This window comes from Acinetobacter sp. TSRC1-2 (genome assembly GCF_049895885.1).
Taxonomy (GTDB): Bacteria; Pseudomonadota; Gammaproteobacteria; order Pseudomonadales; family Moraxellaceae; genus Acinetobacter.
The window spans coordinates 125,558-139,555 of the sequence record NZ_JAFCTF010000002.1 but is presented as its reverse complement, the minus strand read 5'-3'; the positions used below and the strand labels follow the sequence as shown (position 1 = coordinate 139,555).

The window sequence follows — 13,998 nt, the reverse complement described above, 5'->3', positions numbered from 1 at the left end:
AACCTCCCGCTTGGGAGGTTTTGCTTTAAATTATTTCTTCAAAGCCACATGTCTTTAAATATGTGTATGTGCTGTCATATTTTGACTTTGGACGTGTCCAATCATTATCATCTACATTCGGAATATAAATCACCATTCCTTGCCGAGCTCGAGTCAATAACACCCGATATGCATTTAACAAATATTTCTGTTTTTCATTCTGTTTTATCTGTTGCCAACAGGTCCCTTTAAACGACTGATACCGCCATCCATTATCATAGTAAAAATTGATATCCCAAGCCAAACATGTAAAGTCTATTTCTAAACCTTGTATATCAAACTCAGTCGCTATTTCCTCTAAATAATAAGAAGACCGAACATCCGTATTGTAATTTAGAAACCAATCTGCTGGAGATATTTTATTTTTTACATCTATTCCATCTGCTTTCAATCGGCGCGCACTAGAACTCGCAATTAATCCATAACGCTCGGAGCCTTTAGCTTTGGTCTTAAGCCATTTTTTTGCTTGCCTTAAATCTCGCGTTAGATAAATCGGATAGTCATTTTTTATTTGTTGATAAAGTTCAGCTGAAAATTCGGACTGACCCTCTAAAAGATATTGGACTAATTGAGAAACACGTTCACTACGAAATGACCGAACTGATACTGCCAAATGAAGTGATTTTTCACTAACACCTTGCTCTTTTAGCCATTTTTTCTTTTCAGTTTCAGCTAAATAAACAGGCTCGTTCAAAACTTTATCTGAGTAATAAATATTCCAATTCGGATAATTCTGTCTTAATGCCGAAATCCACTCCGTGACACCCGCCTCTCCGGTGTTAATTTCTTGCCCACCCCCGATTAGACATACAATGACACACCAATCCTGGTGACGATCCATAACTTGAATCAGAAACTCAGGCTCAGACATATCAAAGTCATCAATGCCCTTTTTTTGCTTCATAAAATTAGAAACTTGTTCTTTTTTCCATGCTCTTTGAGCTTCATCAAAAATAACGACTTTCTCAATCGGAACTTCTGCCGACTTTAAATAATGGTCACGAAAGTGATGAATATTTTGAATAAATGTTTTTGCCCCCCGTTCAGCCTCTGAGCGTTTAATATTTTTAGCTACACTTTTTCCAATTTCTACAGTATTACTGGGTCAAAGCTTCTCTTAACACATCGACCAAAGGACCATTTCCAGATAAAAATACTGAATGCTCCGATTCATCTGCCTTTAATCTTTGATTAGCAATATTTAACCCTGCTAAAGTCTTTCCAGCACCTGGAACCCCAGTTAAAAAACAAATTGCTTTCTGATTGTTTTGCTTACTTTTTTCAATAATTGATTCAATCTTTTTTGAGGTTAACTCTAGATTAATAGCCCCCGCATCGCTGCGAGAAATCTCTTCAACTTGATGCCCTTGATAAAGTGCCTGGGCTGCTTCAATAATCGTAGGTGTAGGTTTATAAATTGAATTTAACCAGCTCATTGCATCAATGCGCTCTAAACCTGCATATTGCTGAATAATCTGTTCTATTGTTTCTTTTAAATTTAACTCATTGCAACACACAACTTCCTCAAGGCTTAGTACCTCAGACCAGTCGATCTCTTTCTCATCCGCCTGTGTCGCAACCAATACAGGAATAACCTTTCGGTTGTAGCTTTCTGCATGAAAATTAATTAAACCCAAACAGTAATCGATGGTTTGTGTCTTTGCATAAGACGAATATTCTTTTTCACCTACCTTAAATTCAATGACAAAAATTAAATTTTTAATAATCAAAATATTATCAACTCGTTTTCCCATACGAGGAATTGAAAACTCGAAAAATAAATGTCCTTGTTCAAATTCGGCAAAGCTATTTTTTAAAATTTGAATTTGTTTAAGCCACGCATTTTTTTGTCGTTCTTCCAATGCAAATTGATGTGCTTGGGTCAAAACACCAAAAATCTCTTCGGACGAAGTAGAAATGAAATTTTGAATTATATTGTGGTAATAACTACGAAGCATTTTCACTTTAAATCATATATTTAATATATTGAAATATAAAATAAAAAACCTCCCATTAGGGAGGTTTTTTTAGCAATTAAAGATTATTTCGAACCTTTAATCCCAGCTTGTAATAACAATGCACCCAAACCACCAATTTTTTGCTCTTGTGGTTTAGCAGTTTGAGGTTTTTTATGACCTTGTGGACGGTCGCCTTGAGGACGTGCATTTTGCGGACGCTTCGCTTGTGGCTTGCGTTCACCACGTTGTTCAGTTTGAGCATTTTGCTCACGGCGTGGCTGACGTGGCGCTTTAGCGGGTGCTTCAGAACCTTCAGGACGCATAGACAAGTTCACACGGTTACGCTCAGCATCTACTTGTAATACACGTACTTGAACGATTTGACCTGGTTTCACCACTTTGTGTGGATCCGACACAAACTCATTCGCCAGTTCAGAAATATGTACCAAGCCGTCTTGGTGTACGCCGACATCCACGAATGCACCGAAGTTCGTGACATTGGTAATCACGCCTTCAAGTTGCATGCCATCAGTCAATTGCGATACTTCGGTAATGTCTTCACGGAACTTCGCAGTACGGAATTCTGGACGTGGATCACGACCTGGTTTTTCCAGTTCGCTCAGTACGTCTTGAATCGTTGGCAGACCAAATTTTTCATCCGCAAAAGCTTCAGCATTCACTTGGCGAATGATTTCTGAATTACCAATAATATCTTTTACAGTCGTTGCTTTTGCTTCAACAATTTTGCTCACCAAAGCATAACTTTCAGGGTGAACCGCAGATGCATCCAATGGTTCAGAGCCATCTTGAATACGCAAGAAACCAGCCGCCTGTTCAAAAGTACGCTCACCTAAACGAGGTACATTTTTCAAGGCTTGACGGTTGTCAAAACGACCATTTTCTTTACGGTATTCAAAAATCTGTTGTGCAATTGATTTGTTTAAACCTGCGATATACGACAAAATTGCAGGAGATGCGGTATTTACATCTACACCAACCGAGTTCACACAGTCTTCAACCACAGCTTCAAGGGTTTTCGCCAAGCCTGTTTGGTTTACGTCATGTTGATATTGACCTACACCAATTGATTTCGGATCAATTTTTACCAGTTCCGCTAACGGATCTTGTAAACGACGTGCAATCGATACGGCACCACGAATAGAAACGTCTAATTCTGGCAATTCTTGTGATGCCAATTCAGACGCTGAATAAACCGATGCACCCGCTTCAGATACTGAAACACGGGTAAGGTTCAAGTCTGTGTTTGCAGCCATCATTTCCGCAACTACAGCTTCAGTTTCACGGCTTGCTGTACCGTTACCAATCGCAATTAGATCGACATTGAATTCACGACACAGACGTGCAAGTTCAGTAATTGAACCTTCTTTGTCTTCTTTTGGCGCAAATGGGTAAATCGTGCTGTGTGCAACAACATCACCAGAAGCATTAACCACGGCTAATTTTACGCCAGTACGGATGCCAGGATCGACACCTAAAGTGGTACGCGCGCCTGCAGGTGCAGAAAGCAATAAATGACGTAAGTTTTCTGCAAATACATCCATTGCCTCGCTTTCAGCGGCAAGACGTTTTTCAGTCAACAATGAATGTTCGATTTGCGGGCGAACCTTACCTAACCAGAACAGTTTAGCGGTCTGTTTCAAGTAATCTGCACGCGCTTGTGGTTGAACCGAATCAAGATTGTATTCAGTTTCAATACGCGCCAATAGTGCATCATCTTCACCATCCACCTTTAAGCCCAATACGTTTTCTTGACGGCCACGTAACATTGCAAGCAAGCGGTGTGAAGGGACTTTATTGAAGTTTTCAGAGAAATCGAAGTAATCACGGAATTTCTTGCCAACTTCTTTTTTCTCTTCACTTGCCACTGCGCTTTTTAAAACCGCAGTTTTCGCAAAGCTCGCTTTTAATTCTGTAGTCAAAGCAATGTTTTGCGCCCAGTCATCAATCAGAATATGTTGGATCGCATCAAGCTGACTTTCCACATCTGGATAATCTTCATGACTAAAGCCAGCTAAAGCTTCAGTTGGATCAACTTGCTCTGTAAAGATTTTTTCCGCGATTGGACCTAAGCCTGCTTCTTTGGCTTTAAAAGATTTGCTGGTACGTTTTGGACGGTACGGCGCGTAAAGTTCTTCTAAAGCATTCTTGGTTTCAGCAGCGTTGACGCGGTTCAGTAAATCATCTGACAATTTATTTTGTTCTTTCAGAGATTCAATCACCTTTTCACGGCGCTCAAATAAATCGCGTAAATACGATAAACGCGTGTCGAGTTGGCGTAACTGCGTATCGTCTAAGCCCTGAGTTACCTCTTTACGGTAACGTGCAATAAATGGAACGCTTGCACCTTCATCAATCAGCTTGATGGCAGCTTCTACTTGATTTGGACGTACGGCAATTTCTTTTGCTAACTGCTGAACTAAGTCAGTCATCGTGTTTGATCCCACAAGGATAAGTACTAAATGGCATGATTATAAAGACCAAGACTATAAAATCCACAATTGTTTTTATTAAATTTATAAGTGGTCAATATTGCCAATTCATGTCATTTTCATAATTCCCTACAAAATTAAGTGATAAGTAGATTTTTAACCCACTTATTGAGCGAGATTCCCTACAATTTAGATGTATACATTTGGTATCTATGTCTTGATTTTACCTGCTATATTTGTTGCTTTAGAGCATAGTAAACAGATACAAATGAATCGTATACTCAAGACTATCCGAACTTTTGTTTACGATGACAATAAAGAATAAAGGAGCACATCATGAGTTTAGTTGTACCTGCTGAAAAAACAGATCCAGTACAAAACGAAACTGATCGCGTCGAACGCATTCTCGTTGTAGATGATGATGTGCGTTTACGTACGTTATTACAGCGCTTTCTAGAAGATAAAGGCTTCGTGGTCAAAACTGCACACGATGCAACACAAATGGATCGTTTATTACAGCGCGAACTTTTCTCTCTGATCGTGCTCGATTTCATGCTTCCTGTCGAAGATGGCTTAAGCATTTGCCGTCGTTTACGCCAGTCCAATATTGATACACCAATTATCATGCTGACTGCACGCGGTAGTGACTCTGACCGTATTGCCGGGCTTGAAGCCGGTGCAGATGACTACTTGCCAAAACCATTTAACCCAAATGAGCTGTTAGCGCGTATTCGTGCAGTATTGCGTCGTCAAGTACGCGAAGTTCCAGGTGCGCCTAGCCAGCACATGGAAGTGGTCAGCTTCGGTCCATGGTCACTGGATTTATCGACACGTACGCTGACCCGTGAAGGTCAAGTGGTTACACTGACTACAGGTGAGTTCGCTGTACTTAAAGCACTGGTACAACATCCGCGTGAACCATTGACTCGTGACAAGTTGATGAACCTTGCCCGTGGTCGTGAATGGGGCGCGATGGAACGCTCGATTGATGTTCAGGTGTCTCGTTTACGTCGTCTGGTTGAAGAAAACCCTGCCCGTGCACGTTATATCCAAACCGTTTGGGGCGTGGGTTATGTTTTTGTTCCAGATGGCGCGGAATAATGACTACAATGTTTGAATACAAAGCTATTTGTTATTCAAACTGAGATTAGATACGCATGCATGCCATTCACAACCTGTCCTTCATTCGATAAATATTGTTTCTGCGATGCTCTAAGTAAACAGATAACAGTGAACAGGTTTGGTGAATGGCAAAAGTTTTTGGTTACTTTTTTCGAAAAAGTAACGTGTTGAGCTCCTTCCAATAAACGTACAAACAGGAAGACTCCGCTATTAGCCTTAAATTGTTCGCCTCAAATTCACCATAGGAATCAGGTGTGAAACTCGAACCCATCGACCCACAGAAATTTACTGATTTTGAGACTTATTCTGAAAAGAAGCGAACCCGCTCGGAACGCTTTTTTGACAAGGTCAAGCCACGTTCTGCTGCAATGCGTACCACAGTGCTTGTGTTATTCATTGTATTCTTCAGTTTATTTATGTCGTTGTGGTTCTTTTGGCGCACACTTTATTTACCTGAAATTCAGCAGCATGCACGTTATTTAGGGGTTGAACTAGAAATTATCAATAATCCTGACTTGCGGATTTTTCATAACGATGCCGAAGTGGATGTCGACACCTGGTTAAAAAACCGGGTTGGAATTGAATACATTACCAATCCTAAAGACTATCCAAGTGTTCGTGACAAAGTCATTGCCGAGTTTTTTACTAATCAAATTGAAAAGAAACTGGCCAAAGAACTAAAAGTTGAGAATGTGACGGTCTATTTTCAATTTAAACCGAGCCCACGGATTTGGATTCAAACACCGGAGATGAATGGTCATTGGGTACGTGAACCGTTAAAAACCTATGCCAACTATAGCCCGGAACTGGTTTTTGGCTGGTTGCTCGGTGTGCCACTGATTGCCGCCGCCATTATTTTGACCTTGGTTCGCCAATTAAATCGCCCCCTCCGTCGTTTGCAAAATGCGGCAAATAACTATAGTAAAACCGGTTCTGCACCTTATCTGGAAACCAATCATGGTCCTCAAGAAATTCGTGAGGTAAACCAAGCGTTTAATCATATGATTTATACCTTGGATCAGACTGAGCGTGACCGTCGTATTATGCTGGCAGGAATTTCACATGACTTGCGTACGCCCTTGACCCGAATTCGCTTAAGCGCAGAAATGATGCCTGATGAAGACTTTCTTAAAGAAGGTTTGATTTATGATGTAGAAGATATGGATGCCATTCTTGATCAGTTCATTTCATACATGCGAGATGGCTCAGATGAGGAATTACAAGACACTGACATTAATATGCTGTTGCAAGAATTAGTCATTCAGTTCAAACCTTTAGATATCCGTTTTACAGTCCAAGATATACCCCTCATTCAGGCCCGTAGCCAGTCTTTAAAACGTATGATTGGCAATTTAATTAATAACTCGAAACGCTATGGTGCTGAACCGATTGAATTATCAGCCAAAGTTGAAAATGAGCATATTTTTATTAGTGTTGCGGACAATGGAGAGGGTATTCCAGAAGATCAGGTTGAAGACTTGATGCAACCTTTTGTACGAGGCAATGAAGCGCGCACCATACAAGGAAGTGGTTTGGGTTTAGCCATTGTAAAACGTATTGTCGATATGCATCAGGGGCAACTTACAATTCACAATCGCCCTCAAGGAGGGTTGGAAGCGCTTATTTGTTTACCTATTCTTCACAATCAAACAGAAGATGAGGTTCCCCCAACTACTTTGGGAAAAATTAAACAAACATTGACTGAACACTTTTAACAATTGTATAAATAACCAACAAACAGATTAGCTTAACTATTAATCTGTTGTTTTTTATGTTTTTAAAATCAATACACTAAAAACCATAAAAAATTGTTATACCCACATTTTTTCAAAAAATTAGACCTTAGCCTAACAGGCATGCACAATTCCTTTTTAGGGCGGTACAATCCGTCTAGTTTTGAACAAGAATTGAGCGTAAACCATGTCTTTAGATCGTATTCGTTTAGCGTCACTTCATGACAAAGTCATGAATGCAGAACAAGCTGCTACTTTTATCCAAGATGGTATGACTGTAGGTATGAGTGGATTTACTCGTGCAGGTGAGGCAAAAGCTGTTCCTTTAGCACTTGTAAAGCAAGCTCACAGTAATCCTTTGAAAATTACTTTAATTACTGGCGCGAGTCTTGGTAATGACCTAGACAAACAATTAACTGAAGCGGGTGTTCTTGCTCGCCGTTTACCTTTCCAAGTGGATAATACTTTACGTAAAGCCATTAACCAAGGCGAAGTGATGTTCATCGATCAGCATTTGTCTGAAACCGTTGAACAAATGCGTAACCTTCAGCTTAAAAAACCGGATATTGCAATTATTGAAGCAGTTGCAATTACTGAAGATGGCGGCATCATCCCAACCACATCTGTAGGTAACTCTGCAAGCTTTGCCATTTTTGCTGAAAAAGTAATTGTAGAAATTAACACGAACTTAAGCCCTGCTTTTGAAGGCTTACACGATATTTATATCCCGACCTATCGTCCAACACGTCAAGCAATTCCTTTGACTCAAGTAGATGAACGTATTGGTACACATGCGATCAATATCGACCCTGCTAAAATTGTCGGTATTGTAATTAACAATGAATATCATGACTCTCCATCTACTGTGACCCTTCCAGATGATGAAACTCAAGGTATTGCCAACCATTTGATCAATTTCTTTGAACAAGAAGTTGCTGAAGGTCGTTTACCGAAAGATTTAGGCCCATTACAAGCGGGGATTGGTTCTATTGCCAACGCAGTATTGACCGGTCTTAAAGATTCAAACTTTGAAGATTTAGTGATGTATTCTGAAGTACTGCAAGACTGTACTTTCGAATTGATCGATGCCGGTAAAATGAAATTTGCATCAGGTTCATCAATTACGCTTTCTGCTAAATATGGCGAAAAAGTATTTAACAATCTAGAAGCGTACAAAGACAAACTGGTACTTCGTCCACAAGAAATTTCTAACCACCCTGAATTGGTTCGTCGTTTAGGGATTATCGGCATCAACACTGCGCTCGAGTTTGATATTTACGGTAACGTAAACTCAACTCATGTTTGCGGTACTAAAATGATGAACGGTATTGGTGGTTCAGGTGACTTCGCACGTAATGCTCACTTGGCGATCTTTGTGACCAAGTCGATTGCAAAAGGTGGTGACATCTCTTCAATCGTACCAATGGCATCACATATCGACCATACTGAGCATGATGTTGATATTCTTGTGACTGAACAAGGTCTTGCCGACTTACGTGGTTTAGCACCACGTGAACGCGCTCGTGCAATCATCGACAACTGTGCGCATCCAATGTACCGTGATGCATTGAATGATTACTTTGACCGTTCATGTGCAAAAGGTGGCCATACTCCTCACCTGCTTCGTGAAGCGCTTTCATGGCACTCTAACTTTGAAGAAACTGGCCATATGCTTGCAGCTCAGCCAGAAGCTAAAAGTGCTTAATCACAAAGATTGAATGACATTAAAAAAGCGTACTTCGGTACGCTTTTTTGATTTTAAGAAAATGATTCCAAGCAGATCATTTCTTTTACAGAAAAAATTAAATTCAATCCTGATCTGTTCAAGATGATGCACGTTCAAACCCTATAAATGCTGTTCCACCGCTTTGCGATTTTGCTTTTTAATTTTTTCCATTTCTGCATTTAATTGCAATACCTCCTGATACAAGGCATTAAATTGCTTTAAAGGTTGATCTTCATAAAACATAAACGTTTTGTTCTTTTTCTCCCATTTATTATTTTTCAGAATTTCAAACAAAGCATCGGCTTTAGTTAACATTTGCAACTCCAATGCAAATAAAGCATGGGTTTTATCACTGTCTCGACTTTCCCGCAGGCTATCCGTTAACTGATGTCGCAGATTGGCTTTAATGGATAAATGCTTGGCTCGCGTTAAAGTATCTTCTTCACGTTGCTGGGTTTGCTGTTGATACTGAGAAGTAAGTAGATGTGCCTGTTTCAGCATCTGCTCGGTTTCTACATATTTCTGTTTACGGTCTTTATCTAAGCGATCGATATTTAAAAACTCATCCCAATGAATCGCTTTAAGCGCTCGTAAATATTCATTCCTGGCTTCAGCATTTTGAATCATCTGACTGAGGACAAAGTCTGCCATTACTTTATAGTCACCCTGTAAACGGCTATCTGACACATTGATATCAATCGGTTCAGACCAGTCTTGGGCTTGCTCATAAATGAGTTCTGCTTTTTCATACAATACCTTTTGGTAGTCCTTAAGTTGGCTCAGGTCATTTTGTTGTACCGAATACTGATAAAATAGCCAACCAAATACGGTACATGTCGCCAATCCTAAGATGAGAAAAATCCTTGGCATGCGAAACTCCCCTCTACTGACTTTTCCATAGCATAACCCGATTCAGAACCATACCGTTTATTTATTCTGCTAAAACAGATCGAGTTTTTCCAGCCCAATTCAGCTTTAATTCAATTTTCATGCTTTAAATTTTTATCCGAACCCCCATCAATATAGGCAATAAAAGATTCGAGATTTCTCATGCGCGTAGATATTTGGTCAGATGTGGTTTGCCCATTTTGTTATATTGGTAAAAAACGTCTTGAAGCTGCTGCTGAACAAGCAGGTTTAGAACTTGAAGTTCATTGGCATAGTTATGAATTAGATCCAGAAGCGCCCATCCGCCAGGAAGTTTCAAACTCTGAACGTCTCGCGCAAAAATACGGGCGCAGCGTTGCGGACGTTGAAGAGATGCAACGCAATATTGCCGCTATGGCAGCTGAAGAAGGGATTCAATTCAATTGGGAAAATGCCAACTCGGGAAATACCTTCAATGCACATCGCATTATTCACCTGGCTCAAAGTAAAGGTTTGGGTTCAGAAGCCAAAGAAGCCTTTTTCTATAGTTATATGACTCAAGGTCTACCCATTGGTGAACGTGAAACAATTGAAGATGTTGCTGCACGTATTGGCTTAAATCCAGTTGAAGTGGAAGATGTTTTAAACTCCGAAGAATATGCTGACTTCGTTAAATTTGATGAAGAAGTCGCACGTGATCAATTAAAAGTAACTGGTGTACCGTTTTTTGTCTTTGATCAACGCATTGCATTAGCTGGCGCACAACCGCGTGAAGTGTTTTTACAAGTCTTCGAGAAAGCTTTGGAAGCACCTCAAGCGGAGGTTAAAACTGATGATGCAGCAGTCTGCAAAGATGATCTCTGTGATGTTCCAGAAAAATAATTTTATCTCATGATTGATGCTATAGATTTATGGCGAATAATCATTAAAAAATCCCCTACGTAGGGGATTTTTTAATTTTACACTTCATCAATTTAGTCGACCAAGAAACTAATTTTTAAATTCACGCGATACTCAATAATTTTATTGTCCTTAATCACTACTTTTTGCTCATTGATCCATGCACCCTGCACATTTTTTATTGTTTCGGTTACTTTCTCAATACCGGTCTGAATTGCATCTTCAAAACTTTTATTACTGCTTGAATTAACTTCAACAACCTTTGCGATAGCCATAGTTTAAACCTCGAGTTTTATTTTTGTGAGTCCTGATCATAGGATATTTTCTAAACAAAATTTTGGGTTTTAACATTACACCGCAAAAACTTACACGTAAGACACAATACCAATATCAACGATTTAGTTCTTACAAAACACAACTTATATATACAAGGCTTTGACACAACCAGAGGCACAATTCGCTAGGCTGATATGCGGAACATTTAAGTTCTCAATCATTTAACTTTATAAGAGGTAAATATGAATACTGAAGCTCAAAATTCTAGTGTTGATTCAACTGTCGATTCTACGCCTGGACAGCGCTCAAGCATAAAATCACCTTTTTCTCCTACGGTCACCGGTGCTTTGATTGGTGCTGTTGCGGGTAGTATATTACCTGTATTTGGTACCGTGAGTGGCGCTATTATTGGCGGCATTTCTGGCAAAGTTTATGAGAAAAAATGCCAAAGCAAATGTCATAAAAATTGATATTTTTAAACCATTTAAGACAGATTGTGAAATGGCAATCTGTCTTAGAGCAAAAACTCTAAATATATGATTTATATAATAATTTAAACTCACCGTTCATTTTTTTCCTGCTTTTAGCACTTCCATAACTTGCTCATTTTTTGATACTCTTTATATGAAATCTATTTTATTTCTCTCCCTTGCCTATTTTTCTTAGGCATCCTTTCACCTAAAGGAAATAATGATGAACGCTGTAAAATCTTTTTTTGCTATCGCTGTGTTGGCTTTTTCTGCAAATGTATCTGCTCAAATTGTTTTTGTTCCAGATTTTCCTGCTAAAAAGGCCGTTGAAACTGTAAATGCGGAACAAAAAGCTCCTGCTTCGGAATCCGTAGAGCAGACTAAAATGACCGTTAAAAAAGCAGCTTAAAAGCTACTTTATTCCATTAAAAAAACAGACTGACCTAACTCAGTCTGTTTTTTTTGGTCAAAAATTAATTTTATTTTCTTTTATCCTCTTTATACTCGATATAAAATATTGACTACAAATTAATCTACTTATGTTCAATGTGATGAAAAATAAAACAATAAATCACGGTCTATTTTCCAACTTTAGCAGTAAAAAATTTGAATATTTTTTATCTAAAATCTACATTTTTCGCTGTTTATGTCTACAAATGCTCAAAATATGACAATATTTTTCCATGCTTTTTCTTTTTAAATCCATATAATCAAAGTATTAACTTAATAACTTCATTGAATGAAACCGTTTTCTTATGCACGAACTTCAAGCATTGATTCAAGGTAAAATTCCTCCGCAAACCATCAACATTGATCGTTTGATTGCACTCGCCGAATGCTATCCAAAACCCAGCTCTGCAGAATATAAATTACTTGAACTTGCTATTAATATAGTATTGGCAAGTTATCTAGAAAAAGCACAAAAACATCTCTAGAGATCAGTTTATGAATACCCTAGAAAAAGCTCTGCTGATTAAAGAATTACATCATTTGCTAAATAATTCGGAACATGGTTCTTTATTTTTTTTGAAATTGCAAAATCAAAATCACGTTTAATCGAAATTTTTCGTTTATGTGATGAACCCATTTTTAAAAAACAAATTTTAAAATTTAAGTCTCGAACTCAACCTGAGCAAGCCGCAACAAATTTTGCGAATCAAACGCTATTTAAACTTTCTTATCGTGGTTTTTTTCAACAAGATCATGATTTACAACAAGCACTTTACCAAAATGCTGAATCAGGTTGGGCCATTTTGTACCGCCCTGCACAAGGTTGGCAAATGTGGTTAATTCCAGCCTCAAACCGCAGCGCATTGACAAGTGCTTGGGGGAGTCTAGATGATATTTATCGGTGGATGCTAGAACAGCAACAACGCTATAGCTGCCTGAAAACTGACGATAAGTTAAAACAAAAACTGGGCATGTTAGAACAACCCATTACCCTTACTTCAGCCAAACCCGAAACAAATTTGAGTCCGGATACACCTGCAATACAGCAACAAAATCAGGTCTATAATTCAAGTTTGCTTGAACCCAAAGTTGATATCATTCCTGCTTCCGACCATGTAAACCGCATCGCTTCAGAAGTGCAGCAAACGAATACGCAAGGTATTAATGAACTGCCCCCTATATCAGAGAATAATCAACAGGCAATTGCTGCAACAACAAATCAAAAATCAATCAGTAAGGATTTTCCACAAACAGTAGAACTAGCATCGTATATTGCGCATCTTCAGCCTCTTCATGAAAAAAATGCTGCTGCAGAAGCGGTATATGGTTTAGAAATTTCAAGTCTTCCAGAAATTTCTCAATATGTTGATTTACTCATCCATGCTTCAGATGTAAAAAATTGGCAAGAACGTCCAATTTATCTGGCTGAACAAATCGATTCGCAGAATTGTTTTATGAAATATTTAGTGTTGTTGGGCGCTGAAAATCAAATCCAAGCGGTTCATGTAATGCATAGATTTACTGAACCATACCAACATCGTATCGCTGCGATTAAAGAAATTTCCTGGGAAGACCTTGCAGAAAACTTTACCGGTTTCGAGGCACTATTTTATAGCTATACACAAAAAGCAGCTTTAATTTGGAAAAATGAAAACTATCTTCCCTTTATTCCTGCACGACTTTTCCAAACACAAAAATTTATTCAATTTAAGGAAAGTCCTGCTGACTTTAAGACACCGCTACTCTTACTAAAAGAGAGGCAGAAAATTCGGGTTATTCATGGGCAAAAACGTTTAAATCTGTCACGAATTGAATCTGCTTATCCTTATTTTTTATTAGAACGTCACCACGGTGTAAGCTGGCAATTGATTCAGAATATTATTAACCGAGTGGAATCTCCAATCGACTGTTATCAATTATATGAGGCAATTCAAAAGCATATTTCAGATTAAGTTTTATTTTTTTGTAGCCAAAGCTTGCTTTTTTATCGCAATTTTTACAAGACTA

Annotated in this window: 11 protein-coding genes and 1 pseudogene; 8 read left to right on the top strand and 4 right to left on the bottom strand. The window is 38.7% G+C overall.

The genetic code is table 11. From position 1 onward, the window contains the following. Positions 1–25: 25 nt before the first annotated feature. Both ACP69Y_RS03655 and ACP69Y_RS03650 read right to left on the bottom strand, forming a co-directional pair. Positions 26–1,997: pseudogene (locus ACP69Y_RS03655) on the bottom strand (DUF2075 domain-containing protein). A gap of 83 nt (positions 1,998–2,080) precedes the next feature. Next, a complete protein-coding gene (locus ACP69Y_RS03650; RefSeq protein WP_425916288.1) occupies positions 2,081–4,447 on the bottom strand; it encodes a Tex family protein in 2,367 nt (788 codons plus the stop codon). Between the two features lie 336 nt (positions 4,448–4,783). Here ACP69Y_RS03650 and ompR point away from each other — a divergent pair, with 336 nt between their 5' ends. The 3 genes from ompR (at position 4,784) to ACP69Y_RS03635 (ending at position 9,007) form a co-directional block, all read left to right on the top strand. Further along, positions 4,784–5,548: a two-component system response regulator OmpR gene (gene ompR / locus ACP69Y_RS03645; protein WP_067726874.1), complete on the top strand. Its 765-nt coding sequence runs from the start codon at positions 4,784–4,786 to the stop codon at positions 5,546–5,548. Positions 5,549–5,823: 275 nt separating this feature from the next. Then, on the top strand, positions 5,824–7,284 hold the full coding sequence (locus ACP69Y_RS03640) for an ATP-binding protein (protein ID WP_425916285.1): 1,461 nt from the start codon (positions 5,824–5,826) through the stop codon (positions 7,282–7,284). A 205-nt stretch (positions 7,285–7,489) separates the two neighbouring features. Further along, positions 7,490–9,007 (top strand): acetyl-CoA hydrolase/transferase family protein, encoded by a 1,518-nt coding sequence (locus tag ACP69Y_RS03635; protein ID WP_425916283.1) that lies wholly within the window; start codon positions 7,490–7,492, stop codon positions 9,005–9,007. 141 nt (positions 9,008–9,148) lie between these two features. Here the strand turns inward: ACP69Y_RS03635 and ACP69Y_RS03630 are convergent, their stop codons facing one another. After that, positions 9,149–9,898 carry a hypothetical protein gene (locus ACP69Y_RS03630; RefSeq protein ID WP_425916281.1) on the bottom strand — a complete coding sequence of 250 codons (750 nt, stop codon included), beginning with the start codon at positions 9,896–9,898 and terminating at the stop codon, positions 9,149–9,151. Positions 9,899–10,078: 180 nt separating this feature from the next. Here ACP69Y_RS03630 and ACP69Y_RS03625 point away from each other — a divergent pair, with 180 nt between their 5' ends. After that, positions 10,079–10,777: a DsbA family oxidoreductase gene (locus ACP69Y_RS03625; RefSeq protein WP_425916279.1), complete on the top strand. Its 699-nt coding sequence runs from the start codon at positions 10,079–10,081 to the stop codon at positions 10,775–10,777. Between the two features lie 92 nt (positions 10,778–10,869). On the opposite strand, the gene ACP69Y_RS03620 is transcribed toward ACP69Y_RS03625, so the two are convergent. Further along, complete coding sequence (locus ACP69Y_RS03620) at positions 10,870–11,070, bottom strand: dodecin family protein (protein WP_425916277.1); 201 nt, start codon at positions 11,068–11,070, stop codon at positions 10,870–10,872. Positions 11,071–11,313: 243 nt separating this feature from the next. Between ACP69Y_RS03620 and ACP69Y_RS03615 the strand changes: the two genes are divergently transcribed. From ACP69Y_RS03615 to ACP69Y_RS03600, 4 genes are all read left to right on the top strand, one after another. Further along, positions 11,314–11,541 carry a glycine zipper domain-containing protein gene (locus ACP69Y_RS03615; protein ID WP_425916275.1) on the top strand — a complete coding sequence of 76 codons (228 nt, stop codon included), beginning with the start codon at positions 11,314–11,316 and terminating at the stop codon, positions 11,539–11,541. Positions 11,542–11,764: 223 nt separating this feature from the next. Beyond that, a complete protein-coding gene (locus tag ACP69Y_RS03610) occupies positions 11,765–11,950 on the top strand; it encodes a hypothetical protein (protein WP_425916273.1) in 186 nt (61 codons plus the stop codon). A gap of 346 nt (positions 11,951–12,296) precedes the next feature. Continuing rightward, positions 12,297–12,476, top strand: a complete 180-nt coding sequence (locus ACP69Y_RS03605; RefSeq protein WP_425916271.1) for a hypothetical protein — start codon at positions 12,297–12,299, stop codon at positions 12,474–12,476. Positions 12,477–12,821: 345 nt separating this feature from the next. Further along, positions 12,822–13,943 (top strand): hypothetical protein, encoded by a 1,122-nt coding sequence (locus tag ACP69Y_RS03600; RefSeq protein WP_425916269.1) that lies wholly within the window; start codon positions 12,822–12,824, stop codon positions 13,941–13,943. Positions 13,944–13,998: the final 55 nt, after the last annotated feature.

Coding starts and splice junctions, on each gene's coding strand:
- ACP69Y_RS03650 (WP_425916288.1), bottom strand. CDS start 4,447: ATGACTGACTTAGTTCAGCAGTTAGCAAAAGAAATTGCCGTACGTCCA.
- ompR (WP_067726874.1), top strand. CDS start 4,784: ATGAGTTTAGTTGTACCTGCTGAAAAAACAGATCCAGTACAAAACGAA.
- ACP69Y_RS03635 (WP_425916283.1), top strand. CDS start 7,490: ATGTCTTTAGATCGTATTCGTTTAGCGTCACTTCATGACAAAGTCATG.
- ACP69Y_RS03630 (WP_425916281.1), bottom strand. CDS start 9,898: ATGCCAAGGATTTTTCTCATCTTAGGATTGGCGACATGTACCGTATTT.
- ACP69Y_RS03625 (WP_425916279.1), top strand. CDS start 10,079: ATGCGCGTAGATATTTGGTCAGATGTGGTTTGCCCATTTTGTTATATT.
- ACP69Y_RS03620 (WP_425916277.1), bottom strand. CDS start 11,070: ATGGCTATCGCAAAGGTTGTTGAAGTTAATTCAAGCAGTAATAAAAGT.
- ACP69Y_RS03615 (WP_425916275.1), top strand. CDS start 11,314: ATGAATACTGAAGCTCAAAATTCTAGTGTTGATTCAACTGTCGATTCT.
- ACP69Y_RS03610 (WP_425916273.1), top strand. CDS start 11,765: ATGAACGCTGTAAAATCTTTTTTTGCTATCGCTGTGTTGGCTTTTTCT.
- ACP69Y_RS03605 (WP_425916271.1), top strand. CDS start 12,297: ATGCACGAACTTCAAGCATTGATTCAAGGTAAAATTCCTCCGCAAACC.
- ACP69Y_RS03600 (WP_425916269.1), top strand. CDS start 12,822: ATGTGGTTAATTCCAGCCTCAAACCGCAGCGCATTGACAAGTGCTTGG.